This is a genomic window from Pseudoduganella sp. RAF19, assembly GCF_052114165.1.
Classification (GTDB): domain Bacteria; phylum Pseudomonadota; class Gammaproteobacteria; order Burkholderiales; family Burkholderiaceae_D; genus Rugamonas.
Genome location: NZ_JBFREF010000001.1, coordinates 483,386 through 505,222 on the forward strand (window position 1 = coordinate 483,386; position 21,837 = coordinate 505,222).

The 21,837-nt window shown below is 62.0% G+C and carries 12 protein-coding genes; 8 read left to right on the forward strand and 4 right to left on the reverse strand.

Annotation, left to right across the window (positions count from 1 at the left end; translation table 11 throughout):
- The first annotated feature begins 269 nt into the window (after positions 1-269).
- From AB4Z19_RS02390 to pelA, 7 genes are all read left to right on the forward strand, one after another.
- Positions 270-3,179 (forward strand): TonB-dependent receptor plug domain-containing protein, encoded by a 2,910-nt coding sequence (locus AB4Z19_RS02390; protein WP_442034128.1) that lies wholly within the window; start codon positions 270-272, stop codon positions 3,177-3,179.
- A gap of 63 nt (positions 3,180-3,242) precedes the next feature.
- A complete protein-coding gene (locus tag AB4Z19_RS02395) occupies positions 3,243-5,360 on the forward strand; it encodes a hypothetical protein (protein ID WP_442034130.1) in 2,118 nt (705 codons plus the stop codon).
- Positions 5,361-5,368: 8 nt separating this feature from the next.
- Positions 5,369-6,916 (forward strand): DUF5060 domain-containing protein, encoded by a 1,548-nt coding sequence (locus AB4Z19_RS02400; protein WP_442034132.1) that lies wholly within the window; start codon positions 5,369-5,371, stop codon positions 6,914-6,916.
- On the forward strand, positions 6,913-10,851 hold the full coding sequence (locus AB4Z19_RS02405) for a pectinesterase family protein (RefSeq protein WP_442034134.1): 3,939 nt from the start codon (positions 6,913-6,915) through the stop codon (positions 10,849-10,851). The genes AB4Z19_RS02400 and AB4Z19_RS02405 overlap by 4 nt, the downstream gene beginning before the upstream one ends.
- Positions 10,848-12,605: a glycoside hydrolase family 28 protein gene (locus AB4Z19_RS02410; RefSeq protein WP_442034135.1), complete on the forward strand. Its 1,758-nt coding sequence runs from the start codon at positions 10,848-10,850 to the stop codon at positions 12,603-12,605. The genes AB4Z19_RS02405 and AB4Z19_RS02410 overlap by 4 nt, the downstream gene beginning before the upstream one ends.
- On the forward strand, positions 12,602-14,146 hold the full coding sequence (locus tag AB4Z19_RS02415) for a DUF5060 domain-containing protein (protein ID WP_442034137.1): 1,545 nt from the start codon (positions 12,602-12,604) through the stop codon (positions 14,144-14,146). Before AB4Z19_RS02410 ends, AB4Z19_RS02415 begins: the two co-directional genes overlap by 4 nt.
- Complete coding sequence (pelA, locus tag AB4Z19_RS02420) at positions 14,143-15,387, forward strand: pectate lyase (protein ID WP_442023931.1); 1,245 nt, start codon at positions 14,143-14,145, stop codon at positions 15,385-15,387. The genes AB4Z19_RS02415 and pelA overlap by 4 nt, the downstream gene beginning before the upstream one ends.
- Here pelA and AB4Z19_RS02425 read toward each other — a convergent pair.
- From AB4Z19_RS02425 to AB4Z19_RS02440, 4 genes are all read right to left on the reverse strand, one after another.
- Positions 15,381-16,784 carry a glycoside hydrolase family 88/105 protein gene (locus AB4Z19_RS02425; protein ID WP_442023929.1) on the reverse strand — a complete coding sequence of 468 codons (1,404 nt, stop codon included), beginning with the start codon at positions 16,782-16,784 and terminating at the stop codon, positions 15,381-15,383. The two genes, pelA and AB4Z19_RS02425, sit on opposite strands and share 7 nt — an antisense overlap.
- 10 nt (positions 16,785-16,794) lie before the next feature.
- Positions 16,795-18,633: a glycoside hydrolase family 28 protein gene (locus tag AB4Z19_RS02430; RefSeq protein ID WP_442023927.1), complete on the reverse strand. Its 1,839-nt coding sequence runs from the start codon at positions 18,631-18,633 to the stop codon at positions 16,795-16,797.
- 8 nt (positions 18,634-18,641) lie between these two features.
- Entirely contained in the window at positions 18,642-19,352 is a 711-nt protein-coding gene (locus AB4Z19_RS02435) for a rhamnogalacturonan acetylesterase (protein ID WP_442023925.1), read from the reverse strand.
- A 105-nt stretch (positions 19,353-19,457) separates the two neighbouring features.
- Positions 19,458-20,159: a FadR/GntR family transcriptional regulator gene (locus AB4Z19_RS02440; RefSeq protein WP_442023923.1), complete on the reverse strand. Its 702-nt coding sequence runs from the start codon at positions 20,157-20,159 to the stop codon at positions 19,458-19,460.
- 156 nt (positions 20,160-20,315) lie between these two features.
- Here AB4Z19_RS02440 and garD point away from each other — a divergent pair, with 156 nt between their 5' ends.
- Entirely contained in the window at positions 20,316-21,836 is a 1,521-nt protein-coding gene (garD, locus tag AB4Z19_RS02445; protein WP_442034139.1) for a galactarate dehydratase, read from the forward strand.
- The last annotated feature ends 1 nt before the right edge of the window (position 21,837 follow it).

The following is a 21,837-nucleotide window of genomic DNA, read 5'->3' on the forward strand; positions in this document are numbered from 1 at the left end:
ATCAGCGATCCAGTAAAGAATTTGTAAAAGGCGCCGGGCCTGGCGTAAACGCGGTCTAAACGCGCTCCGCATCAGCTGATGAGGCAAAAATGCAACGGACTGGGCCGATCTGGTCCGGCCACATTGCATCGGTTTGTATGGGAGAGCCCCCTTTATTCAGATGTGTTGTATTTTCTTCTTGTTGAATTGGTCTGGCCAGTTTAGTATTTGGTTGTACCAGAAAAAATAAGTGATCGACCAGATCATCGAACCAATTAGGAGGAGACGTAATGAATTCTGCACGCCGACCCGAACTCCAAAGTGCCGTGCTGGCATCGGCAGTTGCTGCCGCTGTCCTGCAAATGGCCGGCCAGGCGCACGCTCAGACCCAAACCCAGGCTGAGCCAGTCCAGGCCGTGGTGGTGACGGGCTCGCTGATCCGCCGCGTGGCGGATGAAGGCGCAACACCGCTGATGACCACCAAGTCCAGCGACCTGGAAGCACGGGGTAACACCGAACTGAAAGACTTTGTGCTGGAGCAGCCGCAATCGCTGTCCCTCGGCACCAATTCCGGCGCGGCCGGACCAATCACCAACCTGCGCGGTCTGGGCCCGATGCGTACCCTGACGCTGTTGAACGGCCGCCGCATGGCGAACGAGCCGCTGCAGGACCAGTACGTATCCGTCAACGTGATTCCGCGCATGGCGCTGGACCGCGTTGAAACCCTGAGCGGCGGTGCTGCATCCATCTACGGTGCGGACGCCATCGGCGGTGTGCAGAACTTCATCACCAAGCGCGGTTACACGGGCGCTTCCATCAAGGCTGAATACGCAACGCCGGAAATGAGCGGCGGCGGCAAGACTTCCAGCATCGGCGCCATCATGGGCTGGGGTAAGCTGAACGAAGACGGCTGGAACGCCTACATCGCGGTCGACCATCAATACAAGGGCGCTTTGTTCCAGGCGGACCGGCCTGACCAGCATGATCCGGCCATCCTGCAGACCCTCGGCCTGGGCATCACGCCGGACGCGCGCAATGCTTCGCCGATCGCCAACTTCGGCTTCACCCGCGCCGCCAATACGAACTACAACCCGTATTTCGCCAGCGGTTGCGCATCGCCATACGCTTACCCGACCCTGGGTAATCTGAGCACTGCCGCAACGCCGACTTATGCGCCGGGCTGCGCACGCAATCCGCTGTACTGGACCGCCGTGACCGACGGCAGCAAGATCACCACCGTCAGCGGCCGTGCAAGCTTGAATCTGCCGGGCGGTCACAAGATCGACCTGGATCTGCTGCACGCCGACTTCAACGTGCAGAAGTTCCGCGGCATGCAAGTACCGGGCAGCACCAATCCATTCACCACTTACTCGCTGTCGCCAAGCAGCAAATACTATCCGGGCAATGGCATCACCCCGGCCGTGCAGGTGGTGGGCAGCAATACCGGCTCCAATACGCCGACCATGTTCATCGACTCGTCCAAGACTCCTGGCGCCGTGTCGAACCTGAACATGAACAACCGGCCTATCTACTTCCAGTGGGGCCCTGCTGAACTTGGCCCCGCATATCGTAACGACGAGCAGACCAACGACCGCGTGGTGCTGACCGCCGAAGGCGAAGTGTTTGGCTGGGATTATCGCGTGGGCCTGAACTACGGCCAGTCCAAGCGCGACACCCGCGCCGGCAATGGCTACATCCTGTACACCGCCGCCCAAGCGGGCTTCGACAAAGGCATCCTGAATCCATTCGGACTGCAGGACCAGGCCGGCCTGGATTACCTGAACAGCATCGAAGCGCAGGACTATACCTACCGCCTGAACAAGGCCTACAACAAGAGCATCGACGGCACGCTGACGCACCCGATCTGGCAACTGCCGGGCGGTGACCTGACGCTGGCAGTGTCGGGCGAGTTGCGTGAGGACTCGGCGCGCAGCTTCGATGCGCCGCTGGATTACGTGCTGAAGAAGGCTGACGGCAGCTACAACATCGACAAGTCCGGCAACGTTGTGCAGACTGACCTGGTGGGCGAAACGCCGCAGGGTGTGGGCAAGAAGGTGAAGCGCCAGATCTCCTCGCTGATGTTCGAGCTGGATGCGCCGATCACCGACAAGTTCCTGCTGAACGGCGCAGTGCGTGCCGACCATTACGATGACCTGAAGCAGACCACCGTCAATCCGAAGCTGGCTGCGCGTTACCAGCCGGTTCAGCAGCTGGTGCTGCGTGGTTCGGTGTCGACCGGTTTCCGTGCGCCGTCCATCATGGACATTCAGAATGCGACGCCGGAAGTGCGTACCCAGGTGATGGACGATCCGGTCCTGTGCCCAAGCTCGCAGCCGACTGTGGCAGGCACCGGCAAGCCGGTGGCAGGCTACACCGCGGACCAGGTCTGCAACGTGACCACCACCTACTGGACCAAGTCGCCGAACAACTCCTTCCTGAAACCTGAGAAATCGCGTGGCTTCTCCTTCGGTTTCGCGCTGGAGCCGGTGAAGAATCTGTCGATCACCGTTGACTATTGGGGCCTGAAGATCCGCGACGTGCTGGGTGCCCTGGCAATCGCCGAGATCCAGCAGAACCCGGCCAAGTACGCGGAGTACATCCTGCGCAATGCCGACGGCACCATCGACCATATCGTGGCCAGCCAGGCGAACCGCGGCCAGACCCGCATCCGTGGTGCGGACGTTTCGGCCAGCTACCTCTTCCCGAAAACCAGCTTCGGTACTTTCGATGCGAAGCTGGACGGCACCTGGTATCAGAAGTATGAGTTCCAGGCAGAGAAGGGCGGCGAATGGCTGCAGAACGTGGGCATCATCACCAACGATGGCCGCTACGGTGGCGCAGGTCCGAACTCCGGCCTGGCCGGCATGCCACAGCTGAATCCACGCTGGAAGCACACCCTGTCGCTGAACTATAAGTATGGTGACTGGAAAGCTACGCTGTCGCAGCGCTTTAATACCGGCTTCACGGATCTGACTCCGCGTGCAGGGTCCACCATGACCAAGGTGGATTCCTACAGCCAGTACAACATGAACATGAGCTATGCGGCCAATAAGAATGTGACGCTCTCGTTCGGTATCAACAACATCACGCAGGAATGGCCGCCGCTGACTGCAGACACCATCTACAGTGGTGGCTACATCACCAGCATGGCCGACATGCTGGGCCGCGTGTATCGCTTCTCCGTTGAATACAAGTTCTAAAGACTTGTCCTGACACTGCGGGCCTGGGAACGGGCCCGCAGTTTATTTCTCTCCCTTCGATCCATGACGCTACATCGCTACGTCTGTATCACCTTGTTCCTGGCCGTCGCCGGCGCGCAAGCCGCCAGCATAGACCGCCAAGCTCTCGTATCCCGCCATAATCCAAGCTTGAACTCCATCGACACCATGGCGCCGCTTAGCGTGGGCAATGGACGCTTCGCCTTTACCGCGGACGTCACCGGCCTGCAAAGCTTGCCGGACCTGTACTGGAAGACCGGCACGCCGACTGAAACGCAGGCACGCTGGTCCTGGCACGAGAACGCGAATCCCAATCACTACAAGCTCTCCGATGCCAACCGCGATTACACGGCGCACGGACGCACGCTTGGTTATCCGACCAATCAGAATTCACCGGCAGGGCAGTGGCTGCGTCTGAATCCGCACGTTCAGCCGCTGCCGCAGATCGGCTTTGTGCTCGGCGGCGCCGATGCGCGCCCGCTGGCCGCCGCCGATGTCACGTCCGTCGACCAAAAGCTCGACATGTGGCGCGGGCAGCTCGATAGCCGCGTGCAGCTACTCGGCCAGCCCGTCAGCGTCAGCAGCGCCGTCGATCCCGGCAGCGACACGCTGGCCCTGCGCATCAAGTCTCCGCTGCTGGCCAGCGGGCGCATCGCCGTGCGCGTCGCGCTGCCTTTCGGCTACGACTTCCGCGTGAAGCACAATCCGCCGCTGGACTGGTCGGGCACGCACACCAGCACGGTGCTGGAGCAAAGCCCGCGCCTCCTGATAATTGAACACCGCCGCGACGCCGCGCGCTATGCGATGACCCTGGCCAGCGCCGCGCCGTTGGCTATCAAGCGCTCCGGTCCCCACAGCTTTGAAATTTCTCCCTCGGCTGGCGGCGACACGCTCGACCTGACTGTGTCCTTCGCACAGAACGGCCGCGCACCTGCCCAGCAAAGTGAGCAAGTCTTCACGCGCAGCGCCGAACACTGGCGCGCCTTCTGGCAATCCGGCGCGGCCGTTGACTTCAGCGGCAGTACCGATCCGCGCGCAGCGGAACTGGAACGCCGCGTGGTGCTGTCTGAATACCTGACCGCCATCCAGCTCGGCGACACGATCCCCGCACAGGAAAGCGGCCTGACCACCGCCACCTGGTTCGGCAAGCACCACACGGAGATGGTCTGGTGGCACACCGCACACTTTGCACTCTGGGGCCGCCCTGAATACACCGCACGCACACTGGGCTGGTTCCAGCGTACCTTGCCGGCTGCACGCGCCGTCGCTGCGGAACGTGGCCTGAAGGGCGCACGCTGGATGAAGATGACCGGGCCGGAAGGACGCGAAAGCCCCGGCGGCAATCCTCTCATTGTCTGGAATCAGCCGCATGCCATTCATCTGGCCGAGTTGCTGTACCGCGCCAATCCAACACACGAAACCCTGGCGCGCTATAACGAGCTGGTTTTCGAAACGGCGGACGCGATGGCATCCATGCTGAACTGGGATGCGGCAGGCAAGCGCTTCGTTCTCGGCCCGCCGCTGTGGATCGCGCAGGAGATTTACGACCAATCGAGCAGCGAGAATCCGGCTTACGAATTGAGCTACTGGGCCTGGGCACTGGAAACCGCCCAGCGCTGGCGCGAACGCCTTGGCATGCCGCGCAATCCGGACTGGGAAAATCGCCGCACGCATCTTTCCGCCTTGCCGCAGAAGGATGGCAAATACGTCGCCCTCGAATCGCATCCCGATACCTGGGAAAATGTCGACAGCCGCCACGACCATCCATCCTTCCTGATGGCGTTTGGCCAGCTGCCCGGCGACGGTGTCGACCGCGCCATCATGCGCAATACGCTTGATGCCGTGCTGACGAAATGGGACTGGGCCACCAAGATCTGGGGCTGGGACTATCCTATGATCGCCATGACTGCCGCCCGTCTGGGCGAGCCGGATAAAGCGGTCGACGTGCTGCTCAAAACGGACGGCCCGAATAACGGCTACACCAAGGCCGGTCACAATCCAAATACCGGCCTGCCGGTCTACTTGCCGGGCAATGGCGCCTTGCTCGCTGCCGTGGCCATGATGGCTGGCGGCTGGGATGGCGCACCGGACCGTCCTGCGCCAGGCTTCCCGAATAACGGCCGCTGGGTGGTGCACGCCGAAGGCTTCCAGCGCCTGCCTTGAGTATCGCAATGAAAAAACTCTTCTTGTTATTGATGATGTTGTGCTCCCTCGCGCACGCCGCCACCGTTGAACGCTGGGGCAGCACCGAGATTTCGCTGGCAGGGCCCAGCGCCGGCAATCCTTTCATGGACGTCGATTTGTACGCTATCTTCACGCAGGGCCAGCGCACGCTGAAAGTGCCGGGTTTTTACGATGGAGAGGGCCAGTACAAAATCCGCTTCATGCCGGATGCGGTCGGCGAGTGGACCTATGAAACGCACAGCAATGGCGCCGAACTTAATGGCAGGAAGGGCAGCATCACCGCGACGCCAGCTGGTCCGGGCAATCACGGCCCGGTGCATGTGCGGAACACCTGGCACTTCGGCTATGAAGACGGTACGCCGTTCTGGCAGGTCGGCACCACCAGCTACGTCTGGACCCACCAGACCGAGGAGCTGGAACAGCAAACGCTGAAAACGCTGGCCGCGGCGCCGTTCAACAAGATGCGCATGGCCGTTTTTCCGAAGCGCTATGAGTACAATATGAACGAGCCGCGCTTCTATCCTTTCGAAGGCAAGCCGCCTGCGACCTGGGATTTCAGCCGCTTCAATCCGGCCTTTTTCCGCCACTTCGAGCAGCGCGTCGGACAGCTGCGCGATATGGGCATCGAAGCCGACATCATCCTGTTCCACCCTTATGATAAGGGCCACTGGGGCTTCGACAGCATGCCCAGGGACGTGAATGAACGCTACCTGCGCTATGTCGTCGCGCGCCTGTCGTCCTACCGCAATGTGTGGTGGTCGATGGCCAATGAGTTCGACTTCGTCAAGAGCAAGACCATGGAGGATTGGGATAGTTATTTCCAGATCGTCCAGGCCAGCGACCCTTATCAGCACCTGCGCTCCATCCACAACGCCTTTGTATTCTACAACCACACCAAGCCCTGGGTGACGCACGTCAGCGTGCAAAGCGGTGCGATTGCGGAAGATTTCGAGCGCGCCGTGCTGCTGCGCGACACTTATAACAAACCCGTGGTGTACGACGAGGTGAAGTACGAAGGCAACTTCAAGCAGCGCTGGGGCCAGCTCACGCCGGAGGAAATGGTGCTGCGCTTCTGGGAAGGCGCCATCGCAGGCACCTACGTCGGACATAGCGAAACCTATCAGGACCCCAATGAAATCGCGTGGTGGTCGAAGGGCGGCGTGCTGCACGGCCAGAGTCCGCAGCGCCTGGCTTTCTTCCGCAAGATTCTGAGCGAGAGTCCGCCGGAAGGCCTGGAGCCGATCGACAAGTGGCAGGATTATCCTTTCGCCGGCAAGCACGCCCAGTATTACCTTGGCTACTTCGGCAAGAAGACCCCGGCAAGCTGGCCTTTCGTGCTGTTCAAGACTGGCCTGAAGGATGGCATGAAGTTCCGTGCCGAGATCATCGACACCTGGAATATGACCATCACGCCGGTGGACGGTGTGTTCGAGATTAAGAAGCGCGACGACTACACCTTCGCTGACAAGAATCAACGCAGCATCACTTTGCCGGGCCGTCCGTATATGGCTCTGCGCATTATCCGCATTCCATGAACCTGAAAATGATCGCCGCGGCGTCTGCGGCTACCGTATCGTTTGCCGCGCAGGCGGCTTGTCCCGGCGGCGCGGGCTGGTGCCGCGACTTTGAGCAGGGCAGTGGCACTTGGACCGGCGCCGCTCCCGCCGTTCGATCCCAGGCCGAGGCGCCGAATCACGTGCTGTTCTCGCGTGCAGATGGCGCAGCGCACCTGATTCCCGCTGAAGAAACCCAGTCTGCCAGCCAGGGCGCCCACTTCATCGAGGCCCGCCTGCGGCCTGCGCAAGCGGGCGGACAGGGGCTGATCATCGCCGGGTATGCTGACGAACGCAATTGGCTTGGCTTCGGCCTGGACGTTACGCCGGGCAGCGACCGCGTCGCGCTGGTCGTCGTGCGCATGGAAGATGGCAAGCTGCGCTACCTCAAGCGCGTGGGCCGCGAAGCCGATCCGGTGGGCAGCTTCTACACGATGCGCCTGGACCGCGACCGCAATCTGCTCACCCTGCACGTCAACGGTTTCCGCACCATCGGCATGGACGAGCCCTCACTGCCGCCAACCCGAGTGGGCGTGCTGGCCAGCGGCGGCGATTTTGAAGTGGACGACCTGCGTGTGGGCGACATGCGTGTGGCGCCTGTCAGTATCGGGTTGGCGCAGCGTGGCTTGCAACTGAGCTTGCAGGCAGGCGAGGGCGCGCAGCGCTATATTGTCCGCACATCCAGCCGAGACGGACTCGGAACTGCGCCGTTCACCGCCCGCTCGTCCGACCCTGCCGTTGCCAGCGTGGCGGTGCAAGGCGACGCGCTTCTGGTCACGCCCAGGCGCGCAGCCAACGCGGCCATCACACTGGCCAGTAAAGCCGACAACAACGTTGGCGTCACACTGAGCGCCCGCGTGGCGCCTGCCTTCGCGGCATCGCTCCAGACCTACGCGCTCCAGGGCCGCACCTTGCCCGCCGCCGGCGCCACCGGGCAGCCAGTCGACAGCACCCTCCAGCTCCGCTTTGACACCGCCCCGGTTCTTGGCGTTGCGGGCACCGTGCGGGTGTGGCGCGCGAGGGATAACGCGCTGGCGGACGAAATTCACGTTGGCCATGAGGTGAACGCCATCGGCGCCACCGCCGACGGATATTCGCGCGTCGTACGCTGGCAGCCAATCCAGCTGGACGGCAGCAGGGCCACAATCCGCCTTCATGACAATCGTCTGGCATACAACACCGAGTATTTCGTCACCGTTGACGGCAACCTGTTTAAAGGCGCACGTCTGGCGGACAAGCCGTTCGATGGCATCAGCAAGGCATCAGGCTGGCGCTTCCGCACCCGCGCGGCGCCGCCGACGAGCCGCGTAATCACGGTCGATGACGACGGCGCCGCCGACTTCCGTACCGTGCAAGGCGCGCTAAATCACGTCATGCGCAACGTCCCGCGTGACGAACCGGTGACCGTCAACATCGCCAACGGCCGCTACAACGAACTGCTTTACCTGCGCGGCAAAAACAACGTCACTCTGCATGGCGAAAGCCGCGAAGGCGTTGTCATCGCCGAAGAGAACAGCGACGGCCGAAACGCCGGCAGCGGCGTCGGCCAGCCGCAGTTGGCTCCTGGCGCCAACGGTGGCCGTTCCGTCTTCCTGATCGAAGACGCCGACATGCTGACCCTGGACACGCTCACGGTCTTCAACACGACCTGGAACAGCAAGACCATCGGCGGACAAGCGGAAGCCGTCAACTTCTCCAGCGAAGGCCGTTTCATCGCCACGCATTCCAATTTTGTCAGCGAGCAGGACACGATCCAGGTAAAGGGTTACTCGTGGTTCTACCAAAGCCTGATCGCCGGCACGATTGACTTCATCTGGGGCTTCAACCATGGCGCATTGTTCGAGGAGTGCGAGATCCGTTCGCTTGGCCACAGCGGCGGCTCCGCACGCGGTGGATACGTCGTGCAAGCACGCACTGTAGGGACGGACGATCCCGGCTTTGTCTTCCTGAACAGCCGTTTCACCCACGGCCCCGGTCCGGCGGGCAATGATACGCTGCCCGGCTCCATCTACCTCGCCCGTTTCGGCGTGCCGACTGCATGGGACAAGGTGACCTACATTAATAGCCGCATGGACACGCATATCGCGCCTGCCGGCTGGAGCGGAGAACCGCGCGGTGGCACCGGTTGGTTCGAATCGAACTCCATGGACCTGGAAGGCAAGCCGCTCGACCTGTCGTCGCGCAAGGCTGGCCGCGTGCTCGGCGCAGGCGAGGCCGCACAGCTGGTCAATCGTCTGCGTGTATTCGACCATTACCAGAATCCAGTGCTGCATGCGGATTATTCAGACCCTGATGCGATCCGCGTCGGCGATACCTATTACATGACTGCGTCCAGCTTCAACAGCGTGCCGGGGCTGCCGTTGCTGACGTCCAGGGACATGGTCAACTGGACGCTGGCCGGTCACGCGCTGCCGCGCCTGGTGCCGGAGGCCCATTTTGCCGTGCCGCGTTACGGCGACGGCGTGTGGGCGCCATGCCTGCGCTATCACGACGGCAAATTCTGGATTTTCTATCCGGACCCGGATTTCGGCGTTTACGTGATCACGGCCGCCAACTTTGCAGGTCCATGGAGCGCACCGCATCTGCTCTTGCCGGGCAAGGGCATTATCGATCCGACGCCGCTGTGGGATGACGATGGCAGGGTTTATCTGTTGCATGCATGGGCCAAGAGCCGGGCGGGCTTCAACAATGTGCTGACGTTGCGCCAGATGTCTCCTGACGGCCAGCGTATGCTTGATGAGAAAGGCCTTGTCGTCATCGACGGCAATCGTCTGCCGGGTTACAAGACCTTGGAAGGCCCCAAGTTTTATAAGCACGATGGCTGGTATTACGTGTTTGCGCCGGCTGGCGGCGTGGAAGATGGCTGGCAAGCCGTGTTCCGTTCCCGCGCGATCGGCGGACCTTACGAAGAACGCGTCGTCATGGAGCAGGGCGGCTCTGTGGTCAACGGCCCGCATCAGGGAGCATGGGTGCGCGCGCAGGATGGCCGCGACTGGTTCCTGCATTTCCAGGATAAACAGGCATACGGCCGCATCGTCCACCTCCAGCCAATGCAATGGCGCGACGGCTGGCCAGCGATCGGCGCACCCGGCGCCAAGCCCGGAATCGGCAACCCCGTCGCCACATGGCGCGACCCGGTCCCCGGTCAGCCAGCAGCCGCGCAGCAGGCGTTTGGGCAGTCAGCGGTCGCGCTGCCAGCGGTAGGGCGCGCAGCGGTCGCGCAGGCCGCGTCGGTCGGCGCGGAGCCCTCGGCGCTTGGTGCGGCCGCGGCGGGCGGAGCTGCGGGCGGGCAGCGCGCGGCAGTATTGTCGCTGGGGGGGCCGGCGACGAGTGACGAATTCTCCGCGCGGGAGCTCGGCCTGCAGTGGCAGTGGAACGCCAACCCGGCCGACGCCCAGGCGTCGCTGACTGCGCGTCCTGGCTGGCTGCGAATGCCGGTCCTGGCTGCGCCGGCAGCGCATGATTTCGTCCGCGTCGCGTCCAATATCCTCACGCAAAAGCTGCCGGCTGAAGCATTCACAGTCGACACGCACGTCGAACTGGCGAACGCAAAGGATGGCGACCGTGCCGGCTTGATCCTGAACGCCATGAGCTACGCCTGGCTCGGCCTGCGCCAGCAAGACGGCCACCGTCAGCTGGTCTACACCACCTGCAAGCCCGCCACACTGCGCTGCACCGAACAAGCCAGCGTGGTACTGCAGGACGCCCCCGCAGCGCTCAATCTGCGCATGCAAATCAGGCCCGGCGCGCAGGTCCAGTTTTCCTACAGCCTTGACGGACAAAGCTTCACGCCCGCTAGCCAACCGTTCGCCGCCAGCAAAGGACGCTGGGTTGGCGCGCAAATGGGCCTGTTCAGCGTCGGCGACCGCACCAGCACCGGCCACCTCGACATCGACTACTTCCGCGTAACGCCATGACCACATCCATCCAACGCCGCACACTGCTGAAAGGCGCCGCAACTGCCGGCGCGCTGGCTGCAACTGGCCTGCCATTGCTGGCCAAAGCACAAAACGACCCTTGGGCTCGCGCGCAGCAGATCATCGATCGCTTCGCCAAACCACTGGCCTTCCCGAAGAAGGATTTCCTCATCACCGACTTCGGCGCCAAATCATGCTCGCTGGTGAAGTCTGCTGGCCTGGTCGAGATCCGCCACAAAGGCGAGCTGGATACGCCGGCGCCGCAATCGCCCGACAGTCATCCCGCCATCCGTGCCGCCATCGCCGCAGCGAGCAAGGCCGGCGGCGGCCGCGTGCTGATCCCTGCCGGGAACTGGTATGTCAAAGGCCCCATTGTTCTGCTGTCGAACGTGAAAGTGCATCTGGCCGCCGGCGCGCACGTCTACTTCAGCGCCAATCCGAAAGACTTCGCGCGTGACGGCGACTACGACTGCGGCGCCAATGGCAAACTGGTGCTGTCGCGCTGGCAGGGCAATGACTGCCTGAACTTCTCGCCGCTGGTGTATGCGCGCGGCCAGAAAAACATCGCCCTGACCGGCGACGACTGGACCAGTATTCTCGACGGCCAGGCCGGCGTGCCATTTGAAGATGGCAGCGGCAATGGCTGGTGGGGTATGAATCCGGCTGGCGCGCTGCCGGGGGCAATGAATCAGAACGTGCCCAACCCGAACAACGCCGAGTCGCTGGTGCCGAACGCCCCGCAGATGCACGTCAACTGGCGCGCCGACGGTACATTCCTGCCGATTCTGTCCGAAGCAGGCCTCCCCGTTGCGCGCCGAGTGTTCGGCCTGGGGCACTATCTGCGCCCCAGCATGATCGAATTCATCGACTGCGAAGATGTCCTGATGCAGGGCTACCAGGCGATTCATTCGCCGTTCTGGATTCATCATCCCGTTAATTCGCGCAATGTGCATTTCTCCAAAGTGCGCATGGACAGCATGGGGCCGAACTCGGACGGCTTCGATCCCGAGTCCTGCGACACGGTCCTGGTGGACGGCTGCCTGTTCAATACCGGCGACGATTGCATCGCCATCAAGTCCGGCAAGAACAAGGATTCGCAGTACGGCGCGACGCGCAATATGGTGATTCAGAACAGCGTGATGAACTGCGGCCATGGCGGAGTCACCCTGGGCAGCGAAATGGCAGGCGGTATCGAACATATATACGCGCAGAAGATCGAATTCCGCAATGCTTTCTGGGAGCGCGATCCGCTGGGCACCGCTATCCGCATGAAGACGAATATGAATCGCGGCGGTTATCTGCGCCACTTCTACGTGCGCGACGTAACGCTGCCCAACGGCGTCCAGACGCGTGGACGCTTCTACAAAACGCTGCCGGGTTCTCCGCTGGCGGGCAAAGCATCGACCAGCGGCGGCGCGGTCATCACCATCGACTGCGATTACGCGCCAAACGACGACAGCGTGCGCACACGGCCACCCTCGGTATCAGACGTGCACATCTCTAATGTCCGCGTCAGCAATGTCAAGACGGCTGAAGGGGATTTCTCCTGCTATCAGGCGATGGTCATTCTTGGTCCTGTTGCAGCAAGTTTCAACGGTGCCGCCGGTACGCCCATTCTGCCGGTGTCGAACATCAGCGTGAGCGATTCGGATTTCGGCACGCCGCGCAATGCCGAAGCGCCGTGGTTCACCTACAACGTGCAGGGACTCAAATTGAGCAAGGTGCGTATTGCGGGCAAGGAGTACAACGTATGATGAAGCGACTTCTGTTGCTGCTGGTGGCGCTGTGCGGGCTTGCGCAAGCGGCGCCTGTCGAGCGCTGGGGAACGGCGGAGATTGAGCTGGCCGGTCCGAGTGCCGGCAATCCCTTCATGGACGTGGATATCTCCGCAACTTTCACCCAGGGCCAGCGCACGCTGAAGGTGCCGGGCTTCTACGATGGCGACGGCAAGTACAAGATCCGCTTCATGCCGGATACCGTCGGCGAGTGGACGTATGAAACGCGCAGTAACCGTCCCGAGCTGAATGGCAGGAAGGGCAGCATCACGGCGGTCACGCCGACTGCGGGCAACCATGGCCCGGTGCATGTGAAGAACACCTGGCACTTCGCCTACGAAGACGGCACGCCATTCTGGCAGGTCGGCACGACCAGCTATGCCTGGGCGCACCAGACCGACGCGCTGGAGCGGCAAACCCTGCAAACGCTGGCATCGTCGCCATTCAATAAAATCCGCATGGCGGTATTTCCGAACCACGACGACAAGAACGTCCCGCCGCGCTACCCATTCGCCGGGCAGCCGCCCAAAGGCTGGGATTTCACGCGCTTTAACCCCGACTTCTTTCGCCATCTTGAACAGCGTGTGGGCCAGTTGCGGGACATTGGCATTGAAGCGGACCTGATCCTGTTCCACCCTTACGATAAGGGTTTCTGGGGTTTTGACCGCATGCCAGCCGATGTGAATGAGCGCTACCTGCGCTACATCGTCGCGCGCCTGTCGGCCTATCGCAATGTGTGGTGGTCGATGGCGAACGAGTTCGACTTCCTGAAACAGAAGACGATGGCGGACTGGGACAGCTATTTCCAGACCGTCCAGACCAATGACCCTTACCAGCACCTACGCTCGATCCACAACGCCTTCGTCATCTACAACCACACCAAACCCTGGGTAACGCACGTAAGCGTGCAAAGCGGCGCGATTGCCGAAGACTTCGAACGCGCGGTGCTGTTCCGGGACGTGTACAACAAGCCTGTTGTGTACGACGAGGTGAAATACGAAGGTGACTTCACGCGCCGCTGGGGCCAGCTCACACCGGAAGAAATGGTGCTGCGTTTCTGGGAAGGCGCGATTGCCGGCACTTACGTTGGCCACAGCGAGTCGTATCAAGAGCCGAACGGCATGATGTGGCTGGCCAAAGGCGGCATTATGCGTGGCCAGAGCCCGCAGCGCATTGCTTTCTTCCGCAAGATTCTGAGCGAGAGTCCGGCTGAAGGACTGGAGCCGATCGACAAATGGCAGGACTATCCCTTCGCCGGCAAACATGCCCAATACTATCTGGGCTACTTCGGCACCGGTAAGCCGGCCAGCTGGCCTGTGATGCTGTTCAAGACCGGCCTTCAGGACGGCATGAAGTTCCGCGCTGAGGTGATCGACACCTGGAATATGACGATCACCCCGGTGGATGGCGTGTTCGAGATCAGGAAGCACGACGATTACTACTTCGCCGACAAGGATGGCCGCAGCATTCCTTTGCCTGGCCGGCCCTACATGGCGGTGCGGCTGGTGAGGGTGCCATGAAGCGCGCCGCTCTCGTTCTCCTGGCCGCGCCGATGGCGGCGCATGCCGCGGTGCTGGGCCACATGACCCCGGCAGAACCGCTAACCGACGCACGCATCGCGAGCTTGCCTGCGGCAGAGCAGGGTGCCTGGCGCGCTTACCTGGCGAAGTCACAAGCGCAGCTGGACGTGGACCAGGCGGCGTTGGCGGCCGAACGTATTGTGGGTCCTGTTCCGTCCGCGCCGCCGTCCGGCAAGGCGGGCGGCGGCATGCCGCTGAATCGTCCGGCAGCCTGGTATGGCTCGCCGGAAGCGCGCCACGTGGCAGACAATATCATCAGCTTCCAGACGCCCGCAGGCGGCTGGGGCAAGAACGTGGACAGATCCGGTCCGGTGCGCGTACGTGGCCAGCACTACATCTCTTTCGAAGGCGCGAAGGAATCCTGGAACTTCGTCGGCACCATCGACAACGACGCGACCAGCACCGAGCTGCGCTTCCTCGCGCGCGTGCAGGCGCAGGCGCCCGGCGCCGCAGGCGAGACGTATCGCGCGGCGTTTGTGAAGAGTGTGCGCTACCTGCTCAATTCCCAGTACCCGAACGGCGGATTCCCGCAAGTCTATCCGCTGCAAGGCGGTTATCACGACGCGATCACGATCAACGACGATGCATTCTCCAATGTGCTGCAAGTGCTGCTGGATGCAGCTGCGCGGCAAGGTGACGATGCCTTCGTCACGCCTGAACTGGCAGGCGAAGCGCGCGCCGCGGCGGACAAGGCGATTCGCGTCATCCTGGCGTCTCAGATCGTGGTGAACGGTGTGCGCACAGGCTGGTGCCAGCAGCACGATGAGCTGACGCTGGTCCCCGCAGGCGCACGCAATTTCGAGCCGGTTGCGCTGAGCAGCTTCGAAACGGCGCGCATGCTGGATGTGCTGATGCGATTGAACGACCCGTCGCCTGACATTGCGGCAGCCGTGCGTGCCGGCGCCGCGTGGCTGGAACGCGTAGCGGTTCCTGATGTGGAATGGACGGCAGCCTCGCCGGATGCCGGCCGCAGGCTGGTAGTGAAGGCTGGCGCAGGCCCGCTGTGGTCGCGCTATTACGATATTTCGACCATGAAGCCGATTTTCGGTGACCGCGACCGCAGTATCCACGACGACGTCAATGAACTGAGCCTGGAGCGCCGCAATGGCTACGGCTGGTGGGGTAACGGCCCCGCCAAAACGCTCCAGGCCTTTGCGGCCTGGTCAGGCAAGCATCATTGATGTTCGCGGTAATTGGGCTGGGTGCCCTTATCCATGTAGTGATAAGTGCGCACCTTGTAGTCCACCGCGATCTTCGGATTGGTGATCAGACGGATCATCTCGGCGCCGGCAAGTAAGGTCGGGCCGTAGCCGTGCAGCGCATGGACGCTGGTTGGACGGTTGTAGTAGTAAGTCTGGTCGCCCGCGAACGTAGTGCCGACGCAAGTGCCTTCCACCTGGCCTTCCGCATTGATGCGCGCGGAAAGCGCCTGCCATCCGGCCTGCGCGATCGAGCCGTAAGTGGTCGGGCTCACCCAGCCTTCGTTGACCGCGTGTGCAATGCCGTACACGAACATGGCGCTGGCCGACGTCTCCAGATAAGAGTCATTGCGGTCGATCATTTGATGCCACAAGCCCGCGCCCGACTGCAGTTCCGCCACGCCTTTCAGCGTCTTGCGCAACTGCGCCAGCACTTTCGGATAGCCGGGATGGTTCTTAGGCAGCACGTCCAGCAGATCGGACATGGCCAGCACCGCCCAGCCATTGGCGCGTGCCCAGTAGAAGCGCGGCGCATCGGGATGGTTGATATTCCAGCCGTGGGTGTAAATGCCCAGCTGGTCATTGAACAGGTACTTCGACATATTCAGCACGTTTTTCACGGCGTCGTCGTAGTAAGCCTGCTTGCCCGTCATGCGACCGGCTTCCGCCAGCGCGGGCACGCCCATGTAGAAGTCATCGCCCCACAGCGACCAGGCTTGCGGACGGTTGCGCGCCAGCGTGCCATCCGTCAGGCGTACCTGCTTGTTGGCGACCCAGTCGGTGCAGGTGGCAATCTGCGGCGATAAATCCGGGCCGATCCTGTTGGCGCGGGCGCGCATCATGGCGGCGCAGTAGGAGCCTGCATCGTCCAGCGAACGCGGGTCGATCAGGCGCGCAAAGCTGTTATTGCGCTCCAGCTTGAACATCTCTTCCTGCTTTTTGAAGTAGGGGTACATCTGGACGACGAAGTTCAGATGGCGTTCCGTCATGGCGGTAAAGCGTTCGTCGCCCGTCACCTGGCGCGCCTTGATCAGGCCTGCGTGCACCACGCCCATTTCGTAGACCATGATGCCGAAGTCGCCTTGCGCAGGCTCGATGATCGCATCGGCTACCGGCGTGCTGAAATCGGTGATCGGCTGCCCCGTCTTTTTGCTGATCACGCGGGTCGGCGTGACCTTGTCCATGTAAGCGCGAATGCGGTTCAGGGACTCGGTTATTTCCGCTACCTGCGGCATCTTGTAGGGAATGGGATACGTGCCCTCGCCAACGTCCTTCAGGCTCTTGTTGTCCGGATTGCGGTAAGGCCCATCGGCGTAAGCGGCGTTGACTGACATGGCGAGTACCGCGCCAGCGAGGATAAGGCTGTAATTGCGTTTCACTTGCTTCCTTTCAGGCCGACAGGTTAGCGTCAGTGCGCTTGCCGGAGATGGTTACGTTTTCCAGCTTCATTCCCTGCACGTTGTACAGATAAAGCGGTTGTTCCTTGTTGACCGGATTGCCGAAGTCGCAGTCCTTGATGGTCACGCGCCGCACCGGCAGCACGTTCGGCATGGGTTGCGGGCCATTGTAGTCCGAGGCGACCGGGCCAAGAATCACTACGGCCTGGTAGCAGGAGCCGCTCTTGCCGCCCTTGCTGACATTGCCCACGGTGACGTTCGAGATATGGACATCCGATACTTCCGGTGGGCGTACCCGCACCGTATCTGCCGTCGGGGTGTAGTCGCAGTCGAAAGTCACCACAGCGCCGGCAGCCGTGGCCACGGTGCGCGAAGCGATCGGAGAGCCGGGCAGAGAAGCATAGAACGATGGGCTGATCTGCACGCCGTTTGGGATACGCACATTCTTCACGTAGAAGTGGCGCAGATAGCCGCCCCGGTTCATATTCGTCTTCAGGCGGATCGCCGTGTTAAGCGGATTGCTCGCCCAGTTCTTGTTCTCGAACACCAGATCGCGCGCAAACACATTCTCGATGCCGCCTGCCATTTCAGAACCCAGCGTTACGGCGCCATGGCCGCTTTGCATGGTGCAGCCTTGAATAACGATGTTCTGCGACGGGCCGAATTGCGTGTCGCGGTTCTTGCCTGCCTTGATCGCGATGCAGTCATCGCCGGTATCGAAGGTGCACTGGTCAACCAGCACGTGGTCGCAGGCCTCCGGATCGAAGCCGTCGCTGTTCGGGCCAAGACTCTCGGCGTGTACCTTGCGGATCACCAGATTGCGGCAATGGACGGGATGATGCTGCCAGAATGGCGTGTGGATGACGTGGTAGCCCTCCAGCAGCACATTGGTGCAGCCGATCAGGTGGATCATCGGCGCGCGCAGGTAATGGCCTTTGCCGAATACCCGCTGGCCGATAGGCACGCCCGCTTCGGACAGTGCCGGCAGATACTGCTCATCGTGGCTCCACTTATTGCCTTCGCCCTCGATCTGCTTGCGATCCGCCTCGGACAGCCACGGCGCCACTTTTGACAGCGGGGCATTGAGCGGATTCGGCGTCACTTGCGACAGCTGGCCCGCCTTGTGTCCGGGAATGGTGTTCTGCGACACGGCGTTCATGGTGCGGTTGCGGCCCTTCCAGGTCCACCAGCATTCGCCGTCGGCGTTGAAGGGAACGCCGCCCTGGCCGTCCAGCACGGAAGTCCAGTCTTCGCCGGTGAGGGCGATATTGTCCTCGTTGAAGGCGTAGATCATGGACGAGTAATTCAGGCAGTCGTTGCTCTGCCAGCGCGACAGCGTCAGCTTGCCGTTCGGGCCGCAGTCGTAATCGCCATACCTGGCGTAGTCTTCCGGCTTCTGCGAGAAGAACAGATGTGCGCCAGCCTGCAAATGCACATGCACGTTCGAGCGCAGCACCACGGGGCCGGCGCAGAACCAGTCGCCCTTTGGAATGACGACACGGCCGCCGCCGGCGGCAACACAGGCATCGATGGCCGCCTTGATGGCGGCATAGCAGTCCTTGGCGTCTTCCACCGGCGTCGGCAGCATTTCCTGTTCATCGTGCGACGCCCAGGCCTTCACCTTGCGCGTGGCGCAGGGCGCTGCGCCGAAATCAGTAATCAGGAAATCGCGCTTGGGGAAATTCAGCGGACGTTTCAGGCGGTTGACGATCGCGTCGGCGGTCAGCCACGGATCGCCCGACAGCCCGGCGCGCGCCGGCAGGGCGATCGCTGCGCCGGCGGTGGCCGCCAGCTTCAGCATCTCCCGGCGGGAAAAATTCGAAAAATGCATGCGTCTCCTCAGTTGTAGTATTTATTCAGCGCGGGGACGGCACGATGCAGTTCGCCGGCCACGATGCCGGAGAACAGATGCGCGCCTTTTTCACCGAGATGGGTGCGGTCGAATTTGGGATCGGGTTTCGGCGCTTGTGCCAGTGTGTCGGCTTCGTCCTGGCCCAGCTTCTGAACGGTGGCCTGGCTGTCGGCGTTCAGCTCAAGCAGCGGCGCGCGCGTCTCCCGCGCGGCATTGCGCGTGGCGGCGGCCCATGGCGCGAGGTCATTGCCGACATACTCGCCTTTGAAGGTGCGGCGCGTGAGTGGCGTAACGAGAACCGCCGTGGCGCCAAGCTCCTGCACCTCGCGGGCATAGCGCGCCATATTGACGGGGAATTCTTTCACTAGATCCGTGGAGCGGCCCGGCTTGCCCGGCTGGTCATTGTGGCCGAACTGGATCAGTACATAGGTTGGCCTGCCTCTGGACTCGCGCACCAGGTCCATGGCCTTATCCCACAAGCCTTCAGCGCGGAAGGACGAGGATGAACGGCCGCCTTTGGCAAGGTTGATGCATTCGACGGCGGGAGAGAAGCGGGCGCACAGTGCATCGCCATAGCCGCTTTTGGTGGCCATGGTCGAATCGCCGACGAGGATTACGCGCACATCAGCGGCGCATGCGGAAGCGGAAAGGGCCAGACCAAAGAGGGCGGCCGCCCATTGCGGAATACGCGAGGTCATAAAAATAGTGTCTCCATCTGGTTTTATGTTGGAGCACCTCGCGTACTCCGTGCCGTTATTGACGGGGGCCGCACGCAGGCGGCCGTGGTCTCACGGTCAGTATCTTTATCCGCGCGAGAAAGTGCGCGTCACACGTTCCAGGTGGGCGCGCATGGCCTGGCGCGCGCCGGCCGGATCGTGGTTTGCGATGGCCATGAAGATCTGGCGGTGGTCGCTCAGCGTTTCCTTGCGCAGCTCTTCGGTCTGGAAGTGTTCCTTCAACTTGTGCCACAGGCGGCCGCGCTGGTCCCACAGATAATTCATCACGCCAACCAGTGCACTGTTGCCCGTTGCGGCGGCAATCGCAAGGTGGAAATTGCGGTCCAGGTGCTCGTTGGTCGAGTAGTTGTCGTGATGGCGCTCCATCTCTTCCACGGCACGCAGGATGGTGTCGATGGCGCCATCGGTTGCGACCCGTGCTGCAATGGCGGCCACTTCGGATTCGATCAGGCGGCGCGCGGACAGCACTTCGAACGGACCAGGACCTGCTTCGGACAGCGACTTCGTTTCCTCGCTCTTCGTGCTCACATACACGCCGGAACCGCCGCGCACCTCAACAACGCCCGACAGTTCCAGCGCAATCAACGCTTCGCGCAAGGAGGCGCGGCTGACGGAGAGCTTGGCGGACAAGTCGCGTTCGGAGGGCAGGCGCTCACCGGCCGCGATGCCTTCATCGGCAATCATGGCCTGGATTTTGTCCGCCACCTGGCGGTACAGGCGGGTTTCGGGTGCGACGAGTTCGGGCAGTTTTTTAGGTGTCGCGTTCATGTTTGTTTTTTTCATGTATCTGTTGGGATGATTCTAAGGCGGTCAGACCAAATATGCAATGCGGACTAGCCAAAGTGAGTTATTTCCGCCATACTGAATTTAAGAAAACGGGCCAAAGCCACCATTATGACCTCTTCTACGCCACGCATCATACTAATGCACGAGGACGACAATGTTGCTATTGTTGCAAATGACGGTGGCCTGACCAGTGGCGCAAAACTGGAAAACGGATTGGTGCTGAAAGATGGTGTGCCGCAAGGGCACAAAGTGGCGCTGGCCGACCTGAAACAAGGCGACCCGGTTCGGCGCTACAACGTGACCATCGGCTTTGCCGCACGCGACATCCCTGCCGGCAGCTGGATCAGTGAAGCGCTGGTGACGCTGCCCGAAGCGCGCGCGCTCGACAACCTTCCCATCGCGAGCCACGCCGCGCCAGTCATGGAACCACTGGAAGGCTATACCTTTCAGGGTTACCGCAATCCGGACGGCAGCGTGGGCACGCGCAATCTGCTGGCCATCACGACCACTGTCCAATGCGTGGCCGGTGTGGTCGAACACGCGGCACGCCGCATCCGTGCCGAGCTGCTGCCGAAATATCCTAACGTGGAAGATGTGGTGCCGCTGGAGCACAGCTACGGCTGCGGCGTGGCCATCGACGCGCCGGACGGCGTGATTCCGATCCGCACGCTGCGCAATATCAGCCTCAATCCCAACTTCGGCGGCCAGGCCATGATAGTGAGCCTGGGCTGCGAGAAGCTGCAGCCACAGCGCCTGATGCCGCGGGGTGTGATTCCGATCAAAGGCAGCCTGGATGCGGACGTGCCGGTCGTCTGCCTGCAGGATGCTGCACATGTCGGATTCGAGTCGATGATCGATTCCATCATGGCGCAGGCAGAAGAACATCTGAAGGTGCTGGACCAGCGCCGCCGCGAAACCGTGCCCGCATCCGAGCTGGTGGTAGGCGTGCAGTGCGGCGGCAGCGATGCTTTCTCCGGCGTGACCGCCAATCCGGCGGTGGGTTATGCGACGGACTTGCTGGTGCGTGCCGGCGCCTCGGTCATGTTCTCTGAAGTGACGGAAGTCCGCGACGGCATCGACCAGCTGACTGCGCGCGCCGTGTCGCCCGAAGTGGCGCACGCCATGATTCGCGAGATGAAATGGTATGACGAATATCTGAAGCGCGGCGGCGTGGATCGCAGTGCGAATACGACGCCCGGCAACAAGAAGGGCGGGCTGTCGAACATCGTCGAAAAGGCCATGGGCTCGATCGTGAAGTCCGGCTCCGCGCCGATTTCGGGCGTGCTGCCGCCGGGTGAAAAGCTGAAGCAGAAAGGCCTGATCTATGCAGCTACGCCGGCATCCGATTTCATTTGCGGTACGCTGCAGGTGGCGGCAGGCATGAATCTGCACGTATTCACGACGGGGCGCGGTACGCCGTATGGCCTGGCGCCCGTGCCGGTGATCAAGGTCGCCACGCGCGACGATCTGGCGCGCCGCTGGCACGACCTGATGGACGTGAACGCGGGCCGCATCGCCAGCGGCGACGCCACGATTGCCGATGTAGGCTGGGAGTTATTTCATTTGATGCTTGATGTCGCCAGCGGGAAGAAAACCTGGGCGGAGCATCATCGTCTTCACAACGCGCTGGTCCTGTTTAATCCGGCGCCCGTAACGTAAA

Bases quoted from the DNA above. Each gene is read 5' to 3' on its own strand.
- AB4Z19_RS02400 (WP_442034132.1), top strand. From the start codon at position 5,369: ATGAAAAAACTCTTCTTGTTATTGATGATGTTGTGCTCCCTCGCGCAC.
- AB4Z19_RS02410 (WP_442034135.1), top strand. From the start codon at position 10,848: ATGACCACATCCATCCAACGCCGCACACTGCTGAAAGGCGCCGCAACT.
- AB4Z19_RS02395 (WP_442034130.1), top strand. From the start codon at position 3,243: ATGACGCTACATCGCTACGTCTGTATCACCTTGTTCCTGGCCGTCGCC.
- AB4Z19_RS02390 (WP_442034128.1), top strand. From the start codon at position 270: ATGAATTCTGCACGCCGACCCGAACTCCAAAGTGCCGTGCTGGCATCG.
- garD (WP_442034139.1), top strand. From the start codon at position 20,316: ATGCACGAGGACGACAATGTTGCTATTGTTGCAAATGACGGTGGCCTG.
- AB4Z19_RS02435 (WP_442023925.1), bottom strand. From the start codon at position 19,352: ATGACCTCGCGTATTCCGCAATGGGCGGCCGCCCTCTTTGGTCTGGCC.
- AB4Z19_RS02405 (WP_442034134.1), top strand. From the start codon at position 6,913: ATGAACCTGAAAATGATCGCCGCGGCGTCTGCGGCTACCGTATCGTTT.
- pelA (WP_442023931.1), top strand. From the start codon at position 14,143: ATGAAGCGCGCCGCTCTCGTTCTCCTGGCCGCGCCGATGGCGGCGCAT.
- AB4Z19_RS02440 (WP_442023923.1), bottom strand. From the start codon at position 20,159: ATGAACGCGACACCTAAAAAACTGCCCGAACTCGTCGCACCCGAAACC.
- AB4Z19_RS02415 (WP_442034137.1), top strand. From the start codon at position 12,602: ATGATGAAGCGACTTCTGTTGCTGCTGGTGGCGCTGTGCGGGCTTGCG.
- AB4Z19_RS02430 (WP_442023927.1), bottom strand. From the start codon at position 18,633: ATGCATTTTTCGAATTTTTCCCGCCGGGAGATGCTGAAGCTGGCGGCC.